Source organism: Drancourtella sp. An12 (assembly GCF_002160935.1).
GTDB lineage: Bacteria > Bacillota > Clostridia > Lachnospirales > Lachnospiraceae > Sellimonas > Sellimonas catena.
Map to the genome: position 1 here is coordinate 218662 of NZ_NFLO01000003.1, position 25646 is coordinate 244307.

A 25646-nucleotide genomic window follows, 5' to 3' on the forward strand; every position below is an offset into this window, starting at 1 on the left:
TTCAGAAATGCAGCTCCTGTGGGAAATTCGGCATATCTGTCAAATCGAAAGGAGCTTCCAGCCTGCGGCTCCTTCTCTCTGTCGGAGATCAGATATCCTACTGACACATTCACAGCCTTTACTGTATCTTCTTTATTTTAAACATCCCCCTGCTCTTTGTCAAGTCCGGAACTCTCGAAAACTGCTTTAAATCCGGCGCTTTGAGGATCTTTTTCGAAACGTACAGCGCTCTTTGCAATCCGTTCGGTAAATACACTGTCGTGTTCTACAAAGATCATGGATGGTTTCCGCTCAAGAATCAGATTCTCAATCTGAATTCTTGTGAATATATCAATGTAGTTTAACGGCTCGTCCCAGATATATAGATGGGACGGCTCGCAGAGGCTCTTTGCAAGAAGCACCTTTTTACGCTGACCCTCGCTGTACTCCTCCAGACGCTTGTCAAACTGGTCTCTGGAAAAATCAAGCTTCCTCAAAACAGCCCGGAACAGCGTTTTATCAAGTCCCGCCTCCTCTTCCAGCTCCGCCAGCGTTCCTCTCATTTCAGAAGAATCCTGGCTGACAACCGAAATCTTCAGGCCGCTTCCGGTCTGAATTCTTCCCTCATCCGGCTGATAGATCCCTGCAGTCAGCTTCAGAATCGTCGTCTTCCCGCAGCCATTCGGCCCTTTCAAAGCAATCCGGTCTCCCCGCCGGATTTCCAACGAAAAGTCTTTCAAAATCTGACGGTCCCCGCGGGCAAACGAAATCCCTTCCACGGAAACAAGACGCTCCTTCTCATAATCCAGTGGAAACATTTTCAGTTCCTCCACCGTCTCGATGTCCTTTAAAAGCCCTGCCTTTTCTTTAGCCGCCTTCTCCATCCGGTGCTCCAGCACCTTGGACCGCTTCATCATCTTCGCCGCCTTATGGCCGATTGCACCCCGGTCCGGCTTCAGTCCTCCCACTTTATGACCGATCTTTTCTTTCTCCTTATTACCTGCCCATCTTCCGGCCTCCCTTGCCGCCGCCTCCAGATGGCGGATCTCCTTTTTCAGCTTCTGATTCTGCTCCAACTCCGCCTGATCCCGCAGACTCTTTTCTCTCTGCCATGTCTGGAAACTTCCCTTGTAGATCCGGATGCTGCTGCGCTCAATCGCCATCGTATGATCCGTACAGGCATCCAGAAGCCTCCGGTCATGGGAAACAAGAAGGAATCCCTTCTTCCTGCTCAGATAAGAGGCCAGCATCTGCCTCCCCTCCTCATCCAGATGATTTGTCGGCTCATCAATCAGAAGGAACGCATGCTCCTTGGCAAACAGCACCGCAAGCTGTAGCCGGATCCGCTCTCCCGGACTAAGCGTCCCATAAGGCCGCTCCAGGATGGCCGAATCCATTCCCATCCATTCCATCTCTCTTAAAACTCTCCAGAACTCATAATCCGGATCAATTTCCTCCAGGACCTCCAAAGAAGACTTCCTCACATCCCGGATATCCACCGGAAAATACTCCGCCGTCTCCGACATGCGGATCCTTCCCCGGTACGGATACGCACCCGATAACAGCTTCAAAAACGTCGTCTTTCCGGTCCCATTCCGACCAATCAGCCCCGTCCTCCAGTCCGTATCCAAAAGCACACTCACATGCTCAAAAATCGACTCAAAATGCGTATCATACGAAAAAGTAAGATCTATAATCTGTATCTGCGACATCCCATCATCCCCTTTCACCATGCACACACTGCAAAAAGCCCGACTTTAACTTAGGCTATACCGGGGACGTGTTCCGGTGCATCGGAACACGTCCCCGAACATCGCCAAAAGAAAAAGAGTCATGAAAAGAACAGTTCTTCTTTTCATGACTCTTCTGGTCATCTTTTCCTCTTGTTTCTATAATGAAAAAAGAATGTCTCTTCCTGCAATGTGTACGGGCAGAATCCGCCTCCGGCGTCTTCTGTGTACGTTATGTTTCATTGTCTTAACATTTACAGGAAGTAATGATCATCCTTTCACCTCATTTCTTATTTCTTTGCCTTTCCAGTATACGGTGTGCTGCCGCTGTCTGTCAAGCCTTATCCAGATTATCTTTGAAAATGGTAATATTGATCACGCCGCCAAGCAAAATCATGTACATACAGAAGTACAGCCAGAGCATGACAAGGACAATGGTCGTCAAACTCCCGTACATAGTGGAAAATCCCTCAAAAATGTCCAGATAGACAGAGAAAATCAGGGAAATAATCTGCCAGCCAATTGCGCTGAAAACAGATCCTGGTATCTGATGCTTCCATTTGGTTCTGATTTTTACGTCCGGCAGAAAGCGGTACAAAAGCATACAGAACAGCATCATTACTCCGACTGTCAAAGAGGTTCGGATTCGGATCAAAAAGTCGACTGCCTTTTGCAGCACCGGAGCGTTTATTTCTACGAAAATGCTGATCCGGTTTCCGAATACGGCAAGGAGAAGGCAGGAAATTATAACCAGAAGAAACAGCACCGTGTAAACGGATGCTCTAAGTCTCAGATAGAAATAGTTTCTCGTCTCCTTGCTCTGATAAATACAGTTGAGTCCGGACGTTATCGCAAGCACCCCTCTTCCAGCCGACCACAATGCGACAAGGATCGTCACTGGAATGATTGCTGTGGACTGGCTGTATACTTCATTGATAATGGATATCAGGAAGGGCGTGACAGTCTTCGGGAATACCTCCGTAACCGCCGTCATCACATCGCCTCTTGTAAGCGGCGTATACTGTACCATTGTCATTAGAAGCAGTATAATCGGAATCAGTGACAGGACAAAGAAAAACGCAGACTGAGCAGCATACGCCCCGACATGGCTTTGTGCCGCTCGATCCAATATTCTCATGATCCGGTCCCACTGTTTTTTGATCATATTCTACCTCATTCTGTCCTTTTTTCCTGTTATCATACCATCAATCCGCTGTAATTTCCACACCATCATAAAACATTCCAAGGATTGTTATATAATCTTTCCCTTTTTTTGCCATTTCATTCGCCCCATTCTGGCTCATTCCGATTCCGTGTCCATAGCCGCCTCCTTTAATGTGAAAACTTTCCCCCCGCTTTTCTACTGTAAAAAATGCACTCGGCAGCAGTTTAGCAGATGCTGCCTCTGTGCCGTCCTGTTTCTGGATTTTATACCCGTTTCCACCAAGTGCGCTACGGATTTTATTTTCCGTCCGGATCGCAGCGCTTCCTTTGGATCCTGTTACTTTCATTTCAAGTGCCACATCTCCTTCCCCCCTTTTTGTAATTTCGATCTGCGAAATCGTACCGACATCCTGTCCGGTATTCAGTCCAAAGAGATTGGAAACGGTCTCAACCGGGATATCACAGCTCCAGGAAAACCACGGCAGATCTTTTTCATAGCAGGTTCCGTTTTCCTCCACCCTGGTCCCCTTCAGGTATGAATTAGCATCTGAAACTTTCGTGCCCCACGCCTCTACATTGGTGGTTCTTCCACAGGAAGTGGAAAAATAATACGCTTTCACCACAGTGTCATGATACTTCAGCTTCTCTCCCATTGTTGCGTCCACCGCGGCAATCGTCTTTTCCTGCTCGGCAGAATTTCCATAGACCTGATAAGCTGTACTGTCGTCCACATTGGCTTTATATTCCGGATACGCCTGCCCTTCCATATGACAGTAGGCATAGCTTCTTGCGCAGACTGCCTGTGCCTTTAGTGCCTCTTCTTCATAGGAAGCCGGCATCTCACTCGGCACTACTGCATACAGGTATTCTTCCAGAGGAAGCTCGTTGATGACAGCAATTCCCTGAGCGGTAGAAAACAACTCCAGTTCTCCCCTGTAGGAAGGCACTCCGTATCCTCTCTTCAGACTGGAAATCGTAATCTTATCTCCCTCTTTTTTTGTTTTTACACGGATGGTTCCGCCCTCAAACAACGGATCATCCGGGGCAATCGTCACGGTCTCGCCCTCTTTGGCTTCCCGCTTTCCTCCGGCTCCTTCGAGAAGAAGTCCTCCCCCTGCCGATACGGCTACATTTGGATGTACTTCATCCGTATACCCTCCGGTCTTTAAAAGGACCCGTATGACGGGCTGCTCCTGCTCCTCTTTTCCTTTTTGCTCCTCCGGCGTCTTCTTCTCTTTTGTTTCTTCTTTCTTGGAAACCGCTTTCTTTCCAGTCTCCGCTTCATATCCGCCCGAAACCATATGCACCAATCCTACGCACAAAAAAAGACTCAGTATAATCCCGCCAAAATAATATAAAAAATTACCGTTCCAGTGTTTTTTCATCTTACGCACCTTGTCCGCCGCATTTATCCTAATGTATGTCTCATCTGTTTTTTATATGTATGTTTCCGAAGCGGCATCCTTTCCAAAACACCTCCTCAAAGACATGTCGAAAAAAGCCGTCCTTTTCGGAAAACTTCCGCTATAAAGTAAAAAGCAGCCGTATCACGACTGCTCTTTCTCTTTCGTACGCACCCCCAAAATGCCGGCTCCTGTATTTTGACTCCTAGCAGTCCGCTAGGTGGGCAACCGCATCTGCTTTTCTGCCTTCCACTGATGTAATGAGGCCTGACATATTACAGAGATAATAGGAATCCCGTTTAAAGTTTTGTAGGTTCAAAATTACAAGAGTTATCGAACATTTCAGGTTAGATTTATTATACCGTATCCGCTTTCATCTTTCAATATTTATTTAGAATCCTTTTCCAAACACAAACAGAAATTTCTGGAAGAGATTTTTGGACGCCATACTTTTCTCCCGTACAGAAATACAGAGTTTTTCCAGTTCTTTGAAATCTCTTTTCTCCGGATTTCTGTTTCCAAAAGCTGTTTCCAGCAACCGGATGATGATCTTCCTGCTCCTCTTGTTGGAAATGTGATAGGTTTCTTTCAGGATCCGGCAAAGCTCTTCCTCGTCCTCCGGAATCGGTTTCTTCCTGTCATACTCCATCATCTGATAAAGAATCCGGTACAGCCTGAGATATTTGTTCCGCAAGTCTTTCTGCATCCGGACGCTTCTCCATTTTCTTCTTCGTGCAAAAAGAAGTAAACAAAGCGCTGCCAGGGCGGCAGATACCGGGATTATCCAGATTCTTCCGGAAAACATCTCCTCTCTCGTTCCAGCTCCGTTCTGATTTTCTGATGACTGTCCTGTCCCGTCCTGTACATCTGTCTGCGTATCCGGCTGTGGTTCCTGCTGAGACGTAGAATCCTGCTCCGGTGTCTGCGGTTCTTCTGTCTGCGGATCCGTCTCCCCCACTACACTTACAGGCCCGTCCGGCTCTGATGTTCCTCCCGCAGAATTCTGCCGGTATGCCGGCGTCATTTCTGCCGGAAGCCATCCGCAGCCTTCTACGTAAACCTCCGCCCAGGCATGTGCCGTACTGTCATCGAGTTCAGCCAGATACATTCCGTCTTCTGTCTCTTCAAACTCTGACGGTCTTGCGATATATCCGGATACAAAGCGTGCAGGGATTTCATTCATTCTCAGAAACAGCACACCTGCTGAAGCAAAATGAACGCAGTATCCCTCGCGGCTTTCTCCAAGAAAATATTCAACGAAATCCTCTCCATCGGGTGTTCTCCCCGGGCTTTTTGTATAATCTGCAACTGTTCCAAGATAATCCGCCACCTCCCGGACTGTGCTGCGAAGTGTTCTTCCTCGAAGAATCCGTGCCGTATCCTCCCACTTTTCACGGAATTCTTCAGGCACCTGCAGATAGGTTTCGTTTACAAAGTCTGTATAGGCTTCTCTATCTTCTGTCTGCTCATATGCCACATTTTCCGGACTGCTTTTCAACTCTCCGATATCGCCTGCCAGAACAGCTTCCACCGTATAGCTTCTTCCCCGGCCTTCCACATAGGTATCTCCATAAAAATCATCTGTCTGGCTGTTTTTATACGGAAGGTACCGGTACGCTCTGCTTGCCCCTCTTCTTGTAATTTCAGCTGTCACACTTTGATATCCGAGCTGTCCACTGTTTTCCCGCACTGTCTCATACTCTGCATTTCGTGCTCTGCTGATCTCTTCTTCGGAAAGTCCTCCTGTTTCCTTTGATTTTACCCACCGGCTGTCACGGTAATCCGTTCCGATATATCCCTGAAAATAAACGTCCTGCTCCGGCCGTTCTGAAAGGGTTACCTCAAGCTGAAGTTCACCGCTTTCCACCATTTCATCAAAAGTTCCCAGTTTCCCGTCCGACACGCCGCCGTATGCAGCCCGCGTAAAGAAGTCCTCGATCCGGTCCTGCCATGCTGCCGGATCCGCAAAAAAGGTTTCCATCTGCTGTTTCGGAATCAGCACACCGGTTGCCAGTGCAGCAGCGGCCGCAATGACAAGCGGGCGTTTTGCGCTGACCGGACTTGCCATCACAAGGCAGAGAACCGCACATCCAAGCAGCGCCGCTCCCTCCGCCCTGATTGTCATTCCGGTAAAAAACGGAAAGGAAAATACTGCCGCATAGAGAAGAATCACAACCATGCGTAGCTTCCGGACAGATCCTGCCAGAACGCAGACTGCCAGAAACAGGCCGCAAAGTGCCAGCATCCCCGCTGCCATGGTCTTTTCGTCCGCCTGGACCCGTACTGTACTTTGTATTTCCCTGAAATACTGCTGAATCTGCAGCACGGAATTTCCGATGACCTCTTCTTTCAGCCCCTCCTGTATGGCCTCTCTTTGCACAAACCAGAACCATACCACAGGAAGAATTCCCACAGCACATCCTGCCCATACATATTTTTCCATCCACACATACGGAAACCAGCAGATCACAAACATCAGCATTCCGATTCCGAACATGCGGATATCAGCTGCCGGATCGAATACCGATCCGAAAGCAAAGTATACACCGCTACTTCCTGCTGCCGCAGACAGAAGAATCCAGATTTTTTCCCATCGATTACTATCTATCTTTTTTGTGTTCATACTCCCTGACCACCTATATTTCCAATACCGTCCTGTTTAATTCTTCTACAAATGTTTTCTCGTGAAAGAAAACCGGCATCTCCTCTCCGCACTGAATAGACAGATCTCCGCCAATACGCACCGCTTTCAAGTACGGTTCAAAAAATTCGTGCCGGTACAGATCTTCGTCAAGTCTGTCAAGTTCGGAAATCTGCGTGGAAGAAAGCGCTAAAAGCCAGTCGTAAAAAGTCTCCTCGTTCTTCACCAGAAACCTTTTAAAAACCTGTGTCCTGCTTTCTTTCCAGACTGCATAGAACCGGCAGGATTCCTCTACCATCGCCCGTCCGGCTGAAGCCGCCAGATTCAAAAACACATTGCCCGCCTCTTCTGTCATTTTCGACTCACCCGGATCCAGAAGAAGAATGACAGCCGCTCCTAGAGGAAAACTGAATTCCTTCATGTACAGCTCATCTGTTCTCGCGCTCAGCTTCCAGTGAATCTGGGCAATTCTGTCTCCCGGCTGATATTCATGGACGTCAAACACCTCGGACGTATCGTCCCCGCCCCGGTCTTTTGCGTACTCTTCGCCTTCTGTCACAAACAGGCGGACCGCTTCGCTGATCTCGGCAAGCACCGGATACGCCTTCGGCACAATGTGAATCTCCGCAGGGACAGACTGCAACTTCCGGATCCGGATCCTGAACATACCGGAAGCATCGGTCGTCACCGCTTTTTTCACTTTGACTTCATGCTTTCCACAAGCGCTGGCCTCATATGGAAACAGAAAGGTATGCTTCTCCCCTTTTTTCAGGTTCCGCACCGTCTGCTTTTTATGTTCAATCTGTACTCTGAGAAACGGGATCCGAAACACTCCGCAGTTTTCCACTACAAAAGGAATATTCAGCGTTTCTCCTTCTTCCGCCATCTGAAAATCCCCCTGCGGGCAGATCCGGATCTTCGCTCCCATCATTCTGGCCTGAAGGCACAAAATAACCGGAAATACAAGTTCTACCGCAAGTATATATCTACCGTCCGGCCACTCGTAAACGAGATTCAGATAAATTGTTGCGAGAACGGCAGCCAGATACAACCATTTTTTCATTCTCTTCTCCCTTTTCCGGCCTTTGGCTGCGTGATCATGGCAAGAATCTCCTCGATCACCTGGGAAGATTCCATCCTGGCCGCCCTGGCCCTGGCACTTAAAAACAGCCTGTGAACCGCCACATCCGGGAACACCTTCGCCACATCCTGTGGAATACAGAAAGTCCGTCCTTCCAGATAGGCATACGCCTTCGCCACTTTTGCAAGCGCAATCGTACCCCTCGGACTGATTCCAAGCCTGACCATCTGATGGTTTCTGGTTGCCTCCACAAGCCGTCCGATATACTCATAAACCGCATCATGCACATAGACCTGTTCCACTTCCGCGCGCATCTCAAGAAGCATCTCCGTTCCGACTACCGCCTTGACCGCATCTGCCGGATTCCCTTTCTGACTGCCCTTTACGATCTCAATCTCTGCCTGGATATCCGGATAGCCCATGGAAATACAGATCATGAACCGGTCCAGCTGTGACTCCGGCAGCATCTGTGTCCCCGCAGAACCAAACGGATTTTCCGTCGCGATCACAATAAACGGATCCGGCACCGGGTATGTCTTCTGATCCACCGTCACCTGCCCCTCCTCCATAACTTCCAGAAGCGCTGACTGTGTTTTCGGTGACGTCCGGTTGATCTCATCCGCCAGAAGCAGGTTACACATCACCGCTCCCGGCTGATAGACAAACTGCTGGGTCTGCCTGTCATAAAGAGAAAAGCCGACAATATCCGCCGGCAGCACATCCGGAGTAAACTGCACCCTGTGACGGTCCAGGCCCATACTTTTTGAAAATGCGACCGCCATCGTCGTCTTCCCGACTCCCGGAATGTCCTCGATCAGGACATGTCCGCCCGCCAGAATTGCGGCCATTACCTTTTTGATACAATCCTGTTTTCCGATGACAGCCTTCTGCACCTCCTCGATCACAGAAGCGGCCGCCATCATTCCATATGTTTTCTCCATACCCTGTCCCCTTAGCTTTTTTTCCATTATATCATATCCGTGGTCCATCACACTATCTCCCATACAGATTTAACAAAAAAAGACTCTGCGGAATGTTTTCGCAAAGTCTTTCACATGATTCGTTTATGAAAAATATTTTTTCCGTAGTTTTCCTGTTGTAATTCCAAACCACACAAGCACAACCATCACAATTACAAAGGTGCCCCAGAAAATGGCCATATTGTCGACACCAAGACTGGTGCAGGCCAGATCACAGATCCCCCAGAGGGTCACTACGATCCCCAAAATCATCACTTTCGGTGCCGCCTCTTTTATGTATGCCTTGGTGTCTTTACATTTTTTCAGGTTCACTTCCTTCGGAAGCAGAACACTTTGAAAAATCTCTCCTTTTTTTATCATTTTCCAATACCCGGCCATACAATACAGTCCGCAGGCCAGGGCAATCAGTCCCCAGATCGAATCCATCCCTGTCACCTCAGTCCTAAAATTTCTTTTACTGCCGCTTCCATCTCCTGTGCATCGCACTCTCTCGTATGGCGGATTTCGGCATTTCTGATCTCCTCTACCGCCTTCGGGATCTCTGTCCCGGAAAGCCGGCTCAGTTCATCGGCAAGGGCAATGCCTTCCTGACCTTCATATTCGCCTGGCCGTATGGCGTTAAGAACGCTTTCCGCAAACTTGTATGGACTTGCCGTTGATGCGATGATCGTCTTTGCCGGATCGTTGCTGTCTCTGCGATACGCTTCGTACACCGCGGCAGCAACCGCTGTATGAGTATCCATCACATATCCTGTATTCTCGTAGGTGTCGCGGATGGCTTTCTTCATCTCGTCCGCCGATGCATACCCGGCAGCAAAATCGGACAGCTCTGCTTTCATCTTTCCGGTAATTCCGTAACGTCCGTTTTCGTTTAATTCCTTCATCAACTCACGGTTTTTCGCCTCATTTCTTCCGGAAATCAGGTAAATCAGCCGTTCCAGATTACTGGAAATCAAAATATCCATAGATGGAGATTCTGTCAGGATAAATTCCCGGTTTTTATCATAGGTTCCGGTCTCGAAAAAGTCAAAGAGCACTTTATTTTCATTGGAGGCGCAGATCAGCTTCGCAATCGGAACGCCCATCTGTTTTGCAAAATAGGCGGCAAGAATATTTCCGAAATTTCCAGTCGGAACAACGACATTGACCGCTTCTCCTTCCTGAATCTCTTCATGTTTCAGGAGACACCCGTAAGCATGGACATAGTAGACAATCTGCGGGACAAGCCGTCCGATATTGATGGAATTTGCAGACGAGAACCGGAAGCCTGCTTTCTGAAGCTCTGCTTTGAGTCTCTCATCTTCAAACATCTTTTTCACACCGCTTTGTGCTTCATCAAAATTTCCGTGAATGGCAACGACCGCCGTATTGTTTCCTTTCTGTGTCACCATCTGGAGCCGCTGCACATCACTGACTCCTCCCTTTGGATAAAAGACGATGATTCTCGTTCCCTCCACATCTGCAAATCCGGCAAGGGCTGCCTTTCCTGTATCTCCGGACGTGGCAGTCAGAATCACGATTTCGTCAGTGACGTGATGCTTTCTGGCAGCTGTTGTCATCAGGTGCGGCAAAATGGAAAGCGCCATATCTTTGAACGCGATCGTCGGACCGTGGAACAGTTCCAGATAATAGACTCCGTCCACCTTCGCAATCGGTGCAATCTCTTCGTTATCAAACTTGTCATCGTAGGCTGCACGGATACATCCTCTAAGTTCCTCTTCCGTAAAGTCGGTAAGAAACTGCTTCATCACGACATAGGCAGTTTCCTGATAGTCCATCCCGGCAAGATCCGCAAGCGGAACAGGAAGCTTCGGAATATATTCCGGCACAAAGAGCCCTCCTTCATCGGAGAGTCCTTTTAAGATTGCCTCCGAAGCAGTCAGCATGACATTTTCGTTTCTCGTACTTCTATAAAACAACTCCATGGCGTTTCCTCCTTGTCCTTTTCTGATCTGCAATTTTCAGAAATTATACCATAAACTATTGGAACATTCAATCGATTTTCCTTTTCCGGAACAGGATAAAGAGCACTGCGCTCAGTGCCATCAGAACCGGATAGTACAGATACGGCATAATTTCAAACGGAGTCAGCTTCGTAAGACTTGCTGCCGACAGAAGCTGGGCACCGTATGGGATGATCCCCTGTCCAACGGAAGTAAAAATATCAAGAAGTGAGGCGGAACGTCTTGGCTCAATGCCGTACTCATCACTGATATCCTTTGCGATCGGGCCGGTCATGACAATAGCAACCGTATTGTTTGCCGTGCACAGGTCCACCAGAAAGGCAAGACCTGCAATACCAAGCTCTGCGCCGCGTTTTTTCTTGATTCTGCTTTTAATCATCTGCAGCAGAAAGGTAATTCCTCCCATCTCCCGTACAAGGGAAACAATGCAGGCCACGACAATGGAAATCACCGTTATGTCATACATCCCCATGATTCCGCCGCTTCCATCCGGTCCCTGCGCTACAACCTGGAACATCTCGGAGACCGCAATCTCTCCGGATAATACTCCCACAGCAAGAGATAGTACAGTTCCCGTCATCAGCACAAGAAACACATTCACGCCGATCAAGGCGCCTACCAGAACTACCAGATACGGAATAATCTTCCAGATACTGTATATCAGTTCCTCCTCCATCTGAAAATCCTGCCCGGATGTCAAAACGAAGAATATCCCGATCGTGACTACTGCCGCCGGCAGTACAATCAGAAAATTCTCACGGAATTTATCTTTCATCTCACATCCCTGTGTCTTGACAGCCGCGATCGTTGTGTCGGAAATCATGGAAAGGTTATCTCCAAACATGGCTCCGCATACGACCGCACCGATACAGATGGCTGCATCATATCCGGTCTTTTCGCTGATACCCGCTGCGATCGGAGCAAGAGCCGCAATCGTTCCCATGGATGTTCCCATGGAAACCGAAATAAAGCATCCGATCACGAACAGTCCTGCAACCGCCACCTGGGACGGCAGGATGGACAGTCCAAAATTTACCGCGCTGTCCGCCCCTCCGGCAGCTGTTACCGCACCGGAAAATCCGCCTGCGCAAAGGAAAATCAGACTCATGGTGATAATGTTGTCCTCCCCCACTCCCTTTGCGATAATATGAATTTTTTCGTTAAAATCATGTTTCCGGTCCTGCACAAAAGCTACAAACAGCGCCAGCAGAAATGCAAGCACAGCAGGCATTGCATAAAAATCACCGCTGATAAAACCGGACCCAAGAAATAGTATCAGAAATACCCCAATTGGAAGAAGTGCCAGCGCACTCCCCTTTTCTGTTCTTTCTGTCATTCGTTTCCCTCTCTACTTTAGATTTTGTTCGTTACAGAGTCTGACGGGAAAAGGGCGGCATGCCTTCCAAAAGTGCTGCCGCCCTTTTCACCATCCATTTTCCATATGTTAAACCGGATTTATCCATTCAGCTTCTGATTTGTGTAATTTACAAGGCCTCCGGCTGAAATGATTTTCTGCATGAATTCCGGGAACGGCTGTCCCTGATATTCAGTCCCTTTTGTCCGGTCAAAAATTTTCCCACTGTCAAAGTCGATCTCCACTTCATCCCCCGCTTCAATCTCCTCGGCCGCTTCTTTGCACTCAATAATCGGAAGTCCGATATTAATGGAATTCCGGAAAAAAATCCGTGCGAATGTTTCTGCAATAATGCAGCTGACTCCCGCTGTTTTCAGACAGAGCGGAGCATGTTCTCTTGAAGAACCACATCCGAAATTCTTTCTTGCAACAATGATATCTCCCGGCTGAACCTTGCCTGCAAACTCCGGATCAATATCTACCATCGCGTGGGATGCCAGTTCCTGCGGGTCAAACGAATTCAGATATCTTGCAGGAATGATAACATCCGTATCCACATTGTCTCCGTATTTAAATACATGTCCTTTTGCTTCCATGTTCTATTCACCTGCTTTCTCTGGATTTGCGATATAACCTTTGATGGCACTTGCCGCAGCCGTCTCCGGAGAAGCAAGGTAAATCAAAGAGTCCACATGTCCCATACGTCCCACAAAATTTCTGTTTGTTGTGGAAACACACTTTTCACCTGCTGCCAGAACGCCCATGTGTCCCCCCATGCACGGTCCGCAGCTCGGCGTGGAAAATGCGCATCCTGCATCCACGAAAATCTCCGCTATGCCTTCTTTCAGACATTCCTTATAGATCGCCTGCGTACCCGGAATTACAATCACACGCACATCCGGATGTACTTTATGACCTTTGAGGATCGCCGCCGCTCTTCTCATGTCTTCCATTCTTCCGTTCGTACAGGATCCGATTACAACCTGGTCGATCTTGATCGGCTCCATAGTCTCGATCTCATCAATTGTGTGCGCATTGCCCGGAAGATGCGGAAATGCAACCGTCGGTCTTACTTCGGAAAGATCAATCTCGATCACTTCATCGTACACTGCATCCTCATCCGGAGTGTAGATCTTATATTCTTTGTCCGAATGCTCTTTCATATACGCTTCTGCCTTCTCATCCACAAGGAAGATTCCGTTCTTCGCCCCTGCTTCGATGGCCATATTTGCCATGGTGAAACGGTCATCCATGGAAAGTTCGGAAAGTCCTTCTCCTACGAACTCCATGGATTTATACAATGCTCCATCCACACCGATCTTTCCGATGATATGGAGAATAATGTCTTTTCCGCTAACATATTTTCCAGGTTTTCCCTTCAGTACGAACTGAATTGCGGATGGCACCTTGAACCAGAGCTCTCCGGTCGCCATTCCTGTCGCGATATCCGTTGTTCCAACACCGGTGGAAAATGCTCCCAGCGCGCCGTATGTACAGGTGTGGGAATCCGCTCCGATGATACACTCCCCTGCTACCGTGATTCCTTTTTCCGGAAGGAGCGCGTGCTCAATCCCCATCTGTCCAATCTCATAATAGTGCGTCAGTCCCTGCTCTTTTGCAAATTCCCGGATTGATTTGGAATTTTCCGCTGATTTGATGTCTTTATTTGGAGTAAAATGATCCGGTACCAGTACAACTTTGTCCTTATCAAATACCTTGTCCGCCATCTGCCTGAATACCGGTACAGCCATCGGACCGGTAATATCATTTGCCATTACAACGTCAAGCTTCGCCTCAATCAGCTGTCCTGCCGCCACCCTGTCCAATCCTGCATGCGCTGCAAGGATCTTCTGCGTCATTGTCATTCCCATGTCTTTTGCGCCTCCTCTTTTTCTGGCTTCTGCCTTTCCTCATATTCTATCATAGATATCTACAGATGTGCAAGAAAAAATCAGAGTGCGATCTGTTTTTTGAGTTTTACCCTGTTGATCACCGGCAGTTAAATGTAGGAAATTTCCTTTTGAAAGAAACACATCCGATCTTTTTTATTTACGCCTTGCGAAATTTATTATATAATATAAAATGCATGTATAATTTGTCGATTAAAGGAGAATGAATATGACATTAAAAATGGGGGAAAACCAGCACACCTATATTGTCAGATCCATTCAGCTGGAGCTTTCGCTGGAACGCAGGCTCGAATCTCTCGGTCTTACCGAGGGGGCTTTGATTACCATTTTGAATAATGATAAAAAGGGAGCTATGACTGTTCGGTTCCGTGGGACAAGATTTGCCCTCGGTAAGCGGATTGCTGACCATATTGAAGTGGAGGAGGCAGAATAATGGGTGATATCATCAATGTGGGATTCATAGGTAATCCAAACTGTGGAAAAACAACTCTGTTTAACGCCTATACAGGGGCTAATCTGAAAGTGGCAAACTGGCCGGGCGTAACAGTCGAAAAAAAAGAGGGAATGACCGAGTACGAAGGGGATCGTTTCAAATTGATCGACCTTCCTGGAATCTACAGTCTGACTTCTTATACAATGGAAGAAACCGTATCAAGAGAATGTATTATGAGTGATGACGTCGATGTCATCGTTGACGTTGTGGACGCCTCGTCTCTGGAGCGCAACCTTTATCTGACTCTCCAGCTGATCGAGCTTGGAAAACCTGTCGTTCTTGCACTGAATATGATGGACATCGTAGAAGAACGGGGCATGGAAATCGACCTTCACCGTCTTCCGGAAATGCTTGGTATCCCTGCGATACCGGTTTCTGCGAGAAAACGGACCGGTCTTTCCATCCTGATGCATGCGGTCAAACACCACGAAGGGCTGACCGGCCAGGATCCACTGATCCACCACCACCAGGAAAAAGAGGCAAGTTCTTCCCACCGCCACAACCATCATGCGGAATATGCCATGGTATACAGCGATGAAATCGAAGATAAAATCGATATACTTATCGAACGGCTCTCCGCACAGGATCCTGATCTTTCAAATAAAAGATGGCATGCCATCAAGCTTTTGGAGCATGACCCTGTCGTCATGAAAAATCATCCTGTCATGCTGGATGATGTAGCTTCTGAAAGTCTGGAAAAAGATATCATCAATCAGAAATATGATTTTATAGAAGAAATTATTCAGGAGGTTCTCGTCAACAAAAGCGCAAAAGCAGAAATGACAGAAAAAATTGATCGCTATCTGACAAGCCGCTATCTTGGCCTTCCGATTTTTCTTCTGATTATGGCTTTTGTATTTTTTGTAACGTTTACAGTCGGTGACTGGCTGAAAGGATATTTTGAGCTGGCTCTTGTCTGGTTCTCGGATCTGGTGACCGGCGGACTTTCCGCAGTCCATACGAATCCACTGATTCAGTCTCTTGTCGTGGATGGAATTATCTCCGGTGTAGGCGGCATTCTGACTTTCCTGCCGAATATTTTCATCCTGTTTCTGGCACTTGCTTTTCTGGAAGACAGTGGGTATATGTCACGTGTCGCATACGTCATGGATGATCTGATGAGCCGTCTCGGACTCTCCGGCCGTGCTTTCATCCCGCTCCTTCTTGGATTCGGATGTTCGGTTCCCGCTGTCATGGCATCCCGTGCTCTGGAACACCGAAAAGACCGGCTGAAGACCATTCTTGTTACACCGTTTATGTCCTGCAGTGCAAGGCTTCCAATTTATGTCCTGTTCTCTTCCATGTTTTTTGGAAAATACAGCATGCTCGTATGCTACTCCATGTATCTGCTTGGTATTGTGGTGGCCATCACGGCGACTTTCGTCATTTCAAAATTTGACGGTAGTAAAGCGGAACACGCACTGCTCATTGAACTTCCGGAGTACAAGACTCCAAATGCTCACACGATTGCCATCTATGTATGGGAAAAGGTAAAGGACTATCTCTCCAAAGCAGGTACCGTCATCTTCATCGCCTCCATTATAATGTGGGGTGTCATGAACCTTGGACCGCATGGCTTTGTATCCGATATTTCCGAGAGTTTCGGGGCAATCATCGGAAAGGCCCTTGTCCCTTTACTTGCTCCGGCGGGACTTGGGTACTGGCAGATCGCCGTTGCTCTGATCTCCGGTATTGCTGCAAAAGAAGTCGTTGTTTCCAGCTGCAGCGTTCTTTTTGGCATCGCCAATATTACGACTTCCGCAGGTATGGACAGCATGGTATCTGTCCTTGCTTCCATGGGATTTGGCGCAGCCAACGCCTACGCAATGATGGTTTTCTGTCTTCTCTATGTTCCATGTATGGCAACGATCGGAACGATCCACAGAGAAGTGGGAAAGACAAGTATCACTGTCGCGTTCGCCTGCTTCCAGCTTGTCATTGCATGGATTTTCGCAGTGATTTTCTACCATATCGGACTGCTGTTTTAAATAAGAGAGAAAACAAAGACCCTTTCCGGTCTCCGGCTGATTACAGGCCGCCCGGAAAGGGTCTTTTTACATAAACTTTTTTATCAAATTAAGATGATCCCGAAACGGCGGGTACCGGAAAGGAATGTCTACAAGAACCGATTTTTTGAGGATACTTTTCTCATGCGTAAAGGTATCAAAACTTGCCTTCCCATGATATTTTCCCATTCCGGACTGCCCTACTCCTCCAAACGGCAGATATGGTGTTGCCAGATGGACTACCGTATCATTGATACAACCTCCTCCGTAGGATAGCTTTTCAAGAATGTAGGACTCCCTTTTTTTGTCCCTCGTAAACAGATACAGCGCCAGCGGGCTTGACTGCGCTTCAATGGCAGCCGCCGCTTCCCGCAGATCATAGTAGGACATGATCGGCAGAACCGGCCCGAATATCTCTTCTTTCATCACAGCGTCATCCCAGGTGATGCCGTCCATCACTGTCGGCTCAATCCGAAGCGTGGTACTGTCGGTCTTTCCGCCGTAAATGACTTTATTTTCATTGATCAGTCCACTGATACGTTTGAAGTGCCTCTGGTTGATAATCGCCGGATACTCCTCATTTTCCAGCGGTTCCTGGCCGTACATCTTCTGAATCTGTCTGATAATATAATGAATCAGCCTTTTCTTTACACTGTGCTGCACCAGTACATAATCCGGTGCCACACAGGTCTGTCCGGCATTCAAAAACTTCCCCCAGACAATCCGTTTTGCCGCAGTTCTTAAATCCGCTGTCTCATCAACAATGCAAGGGCTCTTTCCCCCAAGCTCCAGGCTGACAGGAGTCAGATGTCTGGCTGCCTTCTCCATCACGGATTTTCCTACTTTCGGACTTCCCGTAAAGAAAATATAGTCAAACTTTTCATTGAGGAGCGCCTCGTTCTCCTCCCGGCCGCCTGTCACAACTGTGACATAGCAGGATGGAAACACTTCCCGAATCATCTCCTGAATCATCGCAGATGTATGCACCGAGTAGGAAGACGGCTTAAGGACTGCACAGTTTCCTGCACTGACCGCGCCAATCAGAGGTGCCACCGTAAGCTGAAAAGGATAATTCCACGGAGCCATAATAAGTACGACACCATAAGGCTCTCTGTAAATAAAAGAGGCAGACGGGAACTGAGATACCGGCGTCCTGACTCTTCTTGGCTTCGCCCAAAGTGTCAGATGTTTCATGGCAAACCTGATTTCCTCTTTTACCATTCCGATCTCAGTCATATATCCTTCCGTGCCGGATTTTCCGAGATCCTTATTGAGGGCATCCAGAATCCGTGCCTCATTCTCATCCATCCATTTCAGAAGTCTGCCAAGATAAAATACCCTGAATCCCGTTTTCTTCGTTTTCCCTGTCTTAAAAAACTCTTTCTGCCGTCTTACCAATCCTTTGTACTCCATTCCTTCTCCTTTCCAGCTAGTCTCTTAATTTCTGCATTTTTTCTTTTTTTGCCTCCCGCAGGTAAGGAATCTCGATCGGATCAATCGGATCTACCGGACTTTCTACCTTCATCTTTTTCTGTCTGCTCCTGCGTTTCAAAAGCTCTCCACCTTTGTTGTAGAACCAGAAACTGTATGCGAGAAGCTTATTTGCCTTCCCCATCTTATCTTTCACCGTTTTGTTATAAAATCTTCCGCCGGCTTTTACAATCTGATTCTGACGGATCAGATTGATCAGTTCGGTTTCACATGTGGCTGTTCCCGCAAATTCTGTATACGCGGTACTTACACATTCGATCTTATGGGCATCGCTGCCTCCGGTTCCCGGTTTATTATATTTCTTTGCAAGTCTTGCCGCGCCTTCATTTGACTCCTCAGACTCGCACGCATTAAATACCTCAATAAAATCAAACCGCTTAATCAGCTCCGGGGATTTATAAAACCGCTTTGTATTTGTAAAACTCAGATATTTTTCACCACATGGATGGGCCGGTCCAAGCACACCTCCATTTTTGTGTACCAGATCAATCAACATGGCAAGCGGCAGCCCGCGCATCTCCAGAAGACGCATTTTCCGCCCCTCCGGCATAATGACAAGAAAATGCCCCGCATCTCTCGTGTCGTATTCGATCCCCTTAAATACCATAAAATCCTGGTACTTTTTCCCTTTCAACTCATTTTTCCAGTATCGGTATCCATTGTAAGTATCGTGGTCGGTAACAACCATTCCATCATATCCATTATCGATCAGCTTTTCGATATATTCTTCAATGCCTACTTTGCTGTCAATCGATCCTTCTTTTACATGACAATGCATATCCAGCTTCATACACAAGCCCCCTTTTGCTTACAGGCTTATTATACCCTTTTTTCAGAAAGGCAGTAATAATGTCCGCATTTTCTGATTTCCACAGTCAGATTTTCTCCCTTATTCATTTTCGTTTATTCGTTCTCATCAGAATCCAGAATGTTTCTCGCCATTTCAATTTCGGATTCTACCGATTTCTTTTCCCGAATTTCTTTTGCTTTACTGCGCTCGATCTTTGCAATCTTACTTGACTTCAGAGCATACTGGATGCAGATTCCAAGAACTGCCAGAGCAATGCTCACTCCGTAGAATGCAATTGTACTGTCAAACGGCAGGTAGCGGGATGCTACAATACCGCCGAGAACACCTCCGCCGATTCCCATGACCGGTATAATCATCGGATCACCGAAAACGGCTGCCAGAATCGCAAATAACAGTGCTGCCGCTGCCGCAATGCCAAGTGCAATGTAGCCTCTGCCGCCCGCAAGTGCCAGGGCACTTACAAAAATGGCCACAAACGAAAATACGAATGCCCCGAATTTGCGGAATACCGCCTCGAATGCTGCAAGAAGCACTCCCGCTGCTGCGCATACGCCGATCATGATCCAACCGTCCAGATTCAAATACCAGGACGCCGCCAGTCCAGCAGTCACACCAAGCAGAAGCCCCTGCAGAGCAAACAGAACATATTTACACTTCGCTCCAAAGAAAACCATCAGCAGCGCGATCACACCAGCCACAACAGCTGCCACTGTTCCTCCTTCCGAAAAGATCCACGAGAAATCCATGTTCTTCAGTCCATCTTCAAAGAGCAGCCGGCTTATCTGATCTGCTGCTTCAAATACTCTTTCCATCTTTGTCTCTCCTTTGTATATTATTTGATACTCTTTTCGTTTCCCTCCTACTTGTATTTTAATACAAAACTGATATTCCCGCAACACGAAAGATGGACGCCGATGCTTATCTGATCATCAACGCCCATCCTCACTTTGTTGGTTCTTCAGTCATTCGTTAACCTTCCCTTTCTCAGATTATATGAGTTATAAATGTGTTTTCGGTGGTCCGTACCTTCCTTTCTGAAATCCTTTCTGATTTCTATTTCTTTTTCTTGTCCTAATATTACCATCCCTTCTTATTTTTGTCAATATATTTTTCTGTTTCCATCTATTTTTTCTTTCTTTATATTATTTCCTTTTAAATTATCTGTTGATTCAGGCGCCCCGGCACACAAAAAAAGATACCATACCGTCCTCTGACCATATGGTATCTTCTCTGCCTTTTTCCGTACATTAGTATGCAACTTTTCCGGAATCTGTCCCGTTTACCACATAGTAAACTGCAGCTTCCTCCGGCTTTACATAAAGTGTGATATCTTTGATATCGCCCACTTTTTTTCCATTTGCCTTTGTCCAGTCTTTTTTGACTGCAGCGATCATATCTTTTTCCTCTACTTCTTTTCCGAAGTACTGAACAAATGTCCTTACTTTGATTTCTTTCTTTGCAGTTTTTTTTGCAGCTGTCTTCTTTGCAGTCTTTACTGTCTTTTCTGCTGCTTCTTTCACAGCCTCTTTTACTTCTTCTGTTTTTTCAGCTACTGCTTCTTTTACAGCTTCTGTCTTTTCCACAGCCGCTTCTTTCACAGCCTCTGTTTTCTCTGCTGCCGCTTTTGCAGTTTCTGCCGCTGCAGCTTCTGTCTTTGCAGTTACCTTTGCCAATGTGCGTTTTCTTGCCATAATAAATCCTCCTAATGAAAACTGTCACCTGTTGTCATTCTTTTCTGCCTTACTACGCCAGCTGTCCATTATTATAGCACAAATTTTTCAAAATGCAAGAAAAGAGCATTTTATTCATGAATCCTGAATTTATATACTGTTGTTGTCTGATAAGTCTCCCCTGCCTTGCACACCGGTGCCTCAAAGTTTTCGTGATGTACCGCATCCGGGAAGTACTGTGTCTCAAAGCAGACTGCCGCATGTTTTCCGTAATGCTTTCCGCCTTTTCCTGTTTCATTTTCAATACCGTTTCCCGTATACATCTGGATTCCCGGAAGGTCCGTCAGGACTTCCATCGAAATACCGGTTTCCGGTGAATACACCTCTGCTGCTTTCTCACAATTTCCCTGATTGCCAAGAGCCCAATTATGATCATATCCTCCTGCAAGCTTCAACGGCTCATAGTCTGCCCCGATATCCTGCCCGATCGCTTTTGCCTGACGGAAATCCATCGGTGTTCCTGTCACATCGATCAGCTTTCCGGTCGGAATCAGTTTATCGTCTGTCTCTGTAAACGCATCTGCGTCAAGACGTACGACATGGTTCAGAATCGTATTTTCCCCTTCTCCGTTTAAATTAAAATAACTGTGGTTGGTCAGGTTCAGAATTGTGTCTTCACCCGGAATTGCCCTGTAGGAAATTTTCACTTCATTGTTCTCTGTCAAAGTATAAGTAACTTCAATTCTGACATCTCCCGGATAGCCCTGATCCCCGTCCGGACTGAACAGGGCAAAAGTAATACTCTGCGCATCCGACTGCTTTACTTCCCACAGTCTCTTGTTATAAAAGTTCAGTCCGCTGTGCAGGTTGTTTCCATTTTCATTTGCGTCCAGGCGGAATGTCTTTCCACCAAGTTCAAAAGAAGCTCCCGCAATTCTGTTTGCGTTTCTGCCGACAGTTGCGCCAAAGAAACTTGCTCCTGTCTCATATCCGGACACATCGTCGTATCCGAGTACTACATCCCTTTTCCGGCTGTTTTTGTCCACTACCATAATGTTTACAAGGGTTGCACCATAGTCGGTTACTTTCAGCTCCATTCCATTTTCATTTTCCATTGTGTAAAGCGATGCCTGCACACCTGCCCTGGTCTGTCCAAAATTTTCCTTTTTCATTCATCTACCATACGCCTTTCGGCTTCCTTTCTTTCAAACATTTCTGCCTTTTATTTTACACCTAATTTCTCTGCATGAAAAGAAGCATTACAAAGACTGTTTCATTTTCTTTGTAATGCTTCCTGACTGATCCGCTATTTCTTCTCTTTGACTTTTCCAAGTATGGACTGAAGGACAATAAAGAAGCATAACAATGCGGAAAGAACAATTCTTACCCACCAGCTCGACAAGGTCCCCTGAGTAGTAATCAGACTTGTAATCGTACCTTTAATCAGGACTCCGAACAGCGTACCGATCGGTGTTCCGACACCTCCGCTCAGAAGCGTACCTCCGATAACCGCCGCCGAGATCGCATCCATTTCCAGTCCTTTTGCCTGTTCCACGAACCCGGCACAGCTGTTGAGGCAGAATAAAAATCCGCCGAATCCGGAGAGAAGGCCTCCAAGAACATAGGCTTTTAATTTTGTTCTTTTGACATTCAGTCCCATCATCAATGCGCTCTGAGCATTTCCTCCGATAGCGTAAACAGAACGGCCGAATTTTGTAAACTTCATCAAAACGGCAACGAGAATAACGATGACAACCGCTATGATAACCGTCGGATAAATATAAGCCGGAATAAACGCCCCGTGCCGGTTGGTCGATCCGATCGGAAGCGGGATCTGGAACTGTGCCCAGGAGAGGAATGTCTCATTTGTAATCGAGATCATGTCCGTGCTGACTACCGCTGTCATACCACGTCCGAAGAACATTCCGGCCAGTGTGACGATAAATGGCTGGATCTCAAAATATGATACAAGGATTCCCTGTATCAGACCGTATGCAAGTCCGATTGCAAGAGAAATAGCAACCGCTGTGTAGGCACTTGCGCCGTGATTTTCCATCTGGTTTGCAATGACCATACATACCAGTGCGGTGACAGATCCTACGGAAATGTCGATTCCCGCCGTAATCATGATGATAGTCTCGCCCATGGCAATGACAATCAGTCCGGCGTTGGACACAAAGAGGTTAAAGAACATCTGCGGTTTCGCAAAACCTTTATCCCCAAATACGATCATACCCGCCACATACATCACCACAAAAAGAGCGATGGTGATAATCAGAAGGAAACCGCTTCCGGTCATATTCTTTTTCGGTTTTAATGCTTTTCCTGTCGCTTTCATTTTCTTCATCAGTGGCTTCCTCCTTCCGCTGTTTCCTGGGACTGTCTTTTCAGCTTCATATTGTTCACCATTCTCTTGAATACAGGGCTTTGCATCAATACGATGACTATAACGACAACCGCTTTGTATACCGGAAGTCTGTCCGCTGAAACATTCATACCATAGAGTACTGTAGTAAGAGCCTGAATAGTGTATGCACCGATTACGGATCCCATCAATGTAAATTTGCCTCCGCTTAACATGTTTCCGCCAAGTGCCACAGCAAGAATGGCATCCATTTCCAGGTTCAGCCCAATATTGTTCGCATCCGCTGAATAGATTCGGCTGGATGCCACAAGTCCTGCAATACCTGCAAGGACACCGCAGATTACGTAGGTGAGAAACTTGATCATGGTCGAGTTTAATCCGACCAGTCTCGATGCTTCCCCGTTAATTCCAACGCTTTCCACATATAGACCAAGTGCTGTCTTCTTCAATATAATATAGGCCAGAATGACCATGATAATTGCCGCAAAAATCGGAGTTGGAATCGGGCAGTGGGAAATATAACCACCGAGCACTTTGTACGATTCCACACGGATATAGGTAATCTGCCCGTTTGTCACAAGCTGGGCAATACCGCGGCCTGCCGTGTAGAGAATCAGCGTCGCAACCATCGGCTGTACTTTCAGTTTTGCCACCAGAAAACCGTTGAACACTCCACAGAGAGCAGAGCCTGCAAGAGCTGCCAGCACGGCAAGAATAAACGGATTCTGCAGACTCTCTACGGATACTTCTCCGCCGGAAAGCACCTGACAGCAAAGTGCTGCCGCTACTGCCATAATAGCACCGACACTGATATCCTGTCCTCCTGAAGCAGCTGTCACAAGTGTCATACCGATTGCCAGAATAACAAGCTCGGACGCCCGGTTGATGATATCAATCAGATAACCGGAAAGGACTCCGTTTTTCACAGAAACAGAAAAGAAATCCGGGATGACGATTCCGCCGGCAATCAGCACTGCCAGAAGGCATACAAGAGGAAGAAACAATTTCATCCCCGTTATTTTTTTCAGACCGGATGTTTTATTCATTACTGTCACCTCCTGCGATTGCTTTCATGATGCCGTCCTGAGACAATTCATTTCCGGAAAGTTCTCCTACTTTTCTTCCATCCCGGAGAATTCCCATTTTGGAACATGTCCGGAGCATTTCTTCGACCTCGGACGAAATAAACGTTACGGCCATTCCCTGCTCTGCCAGATCAAGTACCAGTTTCTGGATTTCGGTCTTTGTTCCGATGTCGATTCCCCGTGTAGGCTCGTCCAGAATCAGGTATTCCGGATTTGTCAGAAGCCATCTTCCAATAATCACTTTCTGCTGGTTTCCTCCGGAAAGGCTCTTGATCGGTGTCTCCCTGCTTGCCGTCTTGATCTGCAGCATCTCGATATATTTATCCGCAGCTTCATTCATCTCTTTTCTGCTCATCGGATGGAACATCCCCCGTTTTGCCTGCAGAGCAATAATAATATTCTCACGTACCGAAAGATCTGCAAGAATTCCGTCCTTTTTCCGGTCCTCCGGAAGATATGCCATGCCAAGTTTCATGGCATCCAGCGGTGATTTGATCTTCACTTCTTTCCCTTTCACTTTCAGCGTTCCGCTGTCCGCCTTGTCCGCTCCGTAAATAGCGCGTACCAGTTCTGAACGTCCGGAACCAAGAAGTCCGGAAAGGCCGATCACTTCGCCTTTATGTACTGTAATATCAAACGGGCGGATCGTTCCTTTATGTCCAAGTCCTTCAGCCTCGATAACAGGTTCGCCGTCCTCCATCATCTTGTGCCCGCTCTTGATGTCGGCAAGATCGTCAAAATCTTTTCCCATCATCTTTGCGACAAGCTGGAACCGAGGCAGTTCTTTTGTCTTGAATTCTCCAACCAGCTCCCCGTTTCGCAGAACGGTAATCCGGTCGCACACTGCGTATACCTGCTCCAGAAAATGTGTAACAAAGATAATTCCTACACCCTCATCCCGAAGCCTTCTCATCAAAACGAACAGCTTTTCTACTTCATCGTCATCCAGAGAAGAAGTTGGTTCATCCAGGATCAGTACTTTACACTTCATGTTGACTGCCCTTGCGATCGCAATCATCTGCTGCGTGGCAATTGAACATTCTGATAGCAGTCTTGCAGGAACGACCTCAATTCCCAGAGACTCCAAAAGTTCTGCTGATTTTTTGTTCATTGTTCTCCAGTCGATCATGCCAAGTTTCCTCGGTTCATGACCGATAAACAGATTCTCCGCCACGGTCAGGTTCGGGCAGAGATTTACTTCCTGATACACGGTGCTGATTCCCCTGGACTGTGCATCCTGAGGAGATTTATTGACAATCGCCTCGCTGATTCCGTCAATGTGGATGGTTCCGTTTTCAAACTCATGTACACCTGTCAGCACCTTGATCAGTGTGGATTTTCCGGCTCCGTTTTCGCCCATCAGCGCATGGATTTCTCCTTTTCTCAAGGTGAAATCTACATGCGAAAGAGCCTTCACTCCCGGAAATGTTTTCGATATATCTTTCATTGACAATACAATAGATTCACTCATCTCAAGGCTCACCTGCTTTCTTTTCTGATTTTTCCCGTGTTTTTGTCA

21 protein-coding genes, 1 other RNA gene and 1 other annotated feature (1 of these 23 running past the window's edge) are annotated in these 25646 nt (G+C 47.1%); of the genes, 2 read left to right on the forward strand and 20 right to left on the reverse strand.

Annotated elements, in window-relative coordinates:
- Positions 1 to 122 (reverse strand) — a binding site (T-box leader) (it extends 105 nt beyond the left edge of the window).
- A gap of 15 nt (positions 123 to 137) precedes the next feature.
- The 12 genes from abc-f to leuC all read right to left on the reverse strand — a co-directional run bounded on the left by abc-f (position 138) and on the right by leuC (position 14167).
- The gene (abc-f, locus tag B5E64_RS05125; RefSeq protein ID WP_087167448.1) at positions 138 to 1691 is read right to left on the reverse strand and encodes a ribosomal protection-like ABC-F family protein; all 1554 of its coding nucleotides are present in this window, start codon (positions 1689 to 1691) and stop codon (positions 138 to 140) included.
- A 352-nt stretch (positions 1692 to 2043) separates the two neighbouring features.
- A complete protein-coding gene (locus tag B5E64_RS05130; RefSeq protein WP_087167449.1) occupies positions 2044 to 2874 on the reverse strand; it encodes a YihY/virulence factor BrkB family protein in 831 nt (276 codons plus the stop codon).
- 40 nt (positions 2875 to 2914) lie between these two features.
- Complete coding sequence (locus B5E64_RS05135; protein WP_242960091.1) at positions 2915 to 4174, reverse strand: SpoIID/LytB domain-containing protein; 1260 nt, start codon at positions 4172 to 4174, stop codon at positions 2915 to 2917.
- A 271-nt stretch (positions 4175 to 4445) separates the two neighbouring features.
- A non-coding RNA gene (gene ssrS / locus B5E64_RS05140) (6S RNA) lies at positions 4446 to 4628 on the reverse strand.
- A 39-nt stretch (positions 4629 to 4667) separates the two neighbouring features.
- Positions 4668 to 6899: a transglutaminase-like domain-containing protein gene (locus B5E64_RS05145; protein WP_087167451.1), complete on the reverse strand. Its 2232-nt coding sequence runs from the start codon at positions 6897 to 6899 to the stop codon at positions 4668 to 4670.
- 13 nt (positions 6900 to 6912) lie between these two features.
- Positions 6913 to 7980 (reverse strand): DUF58 domain-containing protein, encoded by a 1068-nt coding sequence (locus B5E64_RS05150; RefSeq protein WP_087167452.1) that lies wholly within the window; start codon positions 7978 to 7980, stop codon positions 6913 to 6915.
- Positions 7977 to 8939 carry a MoxR family ATPase gene (locus B5E64_RS05155; protein ID WP_242960092.1) on the reverse strand — a complete coding sequence of 321 codons (963 nt, stop codon included), beginning with the start codon at positions 8937 to 8939 and terminating at the stop codon, positions 7977 to 7979. The genes B5E64_RS05150 and B5E64_RS05155 overlap by 4 nt, the downstream gene beginning before the upstream one ends.
- A gap of 123 nt (positions 8940 to 9062) precedes the next feature.
- Entirely contained in the window at positions 9063 to 9404 is a 342-nt protein-coding gene (locus B5E64_RS05160) for a hypothetical protein (RefSeq protein WP_138372741.1), read from the reverse strand.
- Between the two features lie 5 nt (positions 9405 to 9409).
- Positions 9410 to 10903 (reverse strand): threonine synthase, encoded by a 1494-nt coding sequence (gene thrC, locus B5E64_RS05165; protein ID WP_087167454.1) that lies wholly within the window; start codon positions 10901 to 10903, stop codon positions 9410 to 9412.
- A gap of 67 nt (positions 10904 to 10970) precedes the next feature.
- Positions 10971 to 12278, reverse strand: a complete 1308-nt coding sequence (locus B5E64_RS05170) for a Na+/H+ antiporter NhaC family protein (RefSeq protein WP_087167455.1) — start codon at positions 12276 to 12278, stop codon at positions 10971 to 10973.
- Positions 12279 to 12397: 119 nt separating this feature from the next.
- A complete protein-coding gene (leuD, locus tag B5E64_RS05175; protein ID WP_087167456.1) occupies positions 12398 to 12892 on the reverse strand; it encodes a 3-isopropylmalate dehydratase small subunit in 495 nt (164 codons plus the stop codon).
- 3 nt (positions 12893 to 12895) lie between these two features.
- Complete coding sequence (leuC, locus tag B5E64_RS05180) at positions 12896 to 14167, reverse strand: 3-isopropylmalate dehydratase large subunit (RefSeq protein WP_087167457.1); 1272 nt, start codon at positions 14165 to 14167, stop codon at positions 12896 to 12898.
- Between the two features lie 247 nt (positions 14168 to 14414).
- Here leuC and B5E64_RS05185 point away from each other — a divergent pair, with 247 nt between their 5' ends.
- Complete coding sequence (locus B5E64_RS05185) at positions 14415 to 14639, forward strand: FeoA family protein (protein WP_087167458.1); 225 nt, start codon at positions 14415 to 14417, stop codon at positions 14637 to 14639.
- Positions 14639 to 16687 (forward strand): ferrous iron transport protein B, encoded by a 2049-nt coding sequence (gene feoB / locus B5E64_RS05190; RefSeq protein WP_087167459.1) that lies wholly within the window; start codon positions 14639 to 14641, stop codon positions 16685 to 16687. Before B5E64_RS05185 ends, feoB begins: the two co-directional genes overlap by 1 nt.
- A gap of 66 nt (positions 16688 to 16753) precedes the next feature.
- Here the strand turns inward: feoB and B5E64_RS05195 are convergent, their stop codons facing one another.
- The 8 genes from B5E64_RS05195 to B5E64_RS05230 all read right to left on the reverse strand — a co-directional run bounded on the left by B5E64_RS05195 (position 16754) and on the right by B5E64_RS05230 (position 25598).
- The gene (locus B5E64_RS05195; RefSeq protein WP_087167460.1) at positions 16754 to 18118 is read right to left on the reverse strand and encodes an aldehyde dehydrogenase; all 1365 of its coding nucleotides are present in this window, start codon (positions 18116 to 18118) and stop codon (positions 16754 to 16756) included.
- A 16-nt stretch (positions 18119 to 18134) separates the two neighbouring features.
- Positions 18135 to 18986 (reverse strand): PHP domain-containing protein, encoded by an 852-nt coding sequence (locus tag B5E64_RS05200; RefSeq protein WP_087167461.1) that lies wholly within the window; start codon positions 18984 to 18986, stop codon positions 18135 to 18137.
- Positions 18987 to 19099: 113 nt separating this feature from the next.
- Positions 19100 to 19819, reverse strand: a complete 720-nt coding sequence (locus B5E64_RS05205; RefSeq protein WP_087167462.1) for a hypothetical protein — start codon at positions 19817 to 19819, stop codon at positions 19100 to 19102.
- A 435-nt stretch (positions 19820 to 20254) separates the two neighbouring features.
- Positions 20255 to 20698: a DUF6465 family protein gene (locus tag B5E64_RS05210; RefSeq protein WP_087167463.1), complete on the reverse strand. Its 444-nt coding sequence runs from the start codon at positions 20696 to 20698 to the stop codon at positions 20255 to 20257.
- A 110-nt stretch (positions 20699 to 20808) separates the two neighbouring features.
- Positions 20809 to 21849 (reverse strand): aldose epimerase family protein, encoded by a 1041-nt coding sequence (locus B5E64_RS05215; protein WP_087167464.1) that lies wholly within the window; start codon positions 21847 to 21849, stop codon positions 20809 to 20811.
- Positions 21850 to 21983: 134 nt separating this feature from the next.
- On the reverse strand, positions 21984 to 23015 hold the full coding sequence (locus tag B5E64_RS05220) for a sugar ABC transporter permease YjfF (protein WP_087167525.1): 1032 nt from the start codon (positions 23013 to 23015) through the stop codon (positions 21984 to 21986).
- An 8-nt stretch (positions 23016 to 23023) separates the two neighbouring features.
- Complete coding sequence (locus B5E64_RS05225; protein WP_087167465.1) at positions 23024 to 24088, reverse strand: ABC transporter permease; 1065 nt, start codon at positions 24086 to 24088, stop codon at positions 23024 to 23026.
- Entirely contained in the window at positions 24081 to 25598 is a 1518-nt protein-coding gene (locus B5E64_RS05230; RefSeq protein WP_087167466.1) for a sugar ABC transporter ATP-binding protein, read from the reverse strand. The genes B5E64_RS05225 and B5E64_RS05230 overlap by 8 nt, the downstream gene beginning before the upstream one ends.
- Between the last annotated feature and the right edge of the window lie 48 nt (positions 25599 to 25646).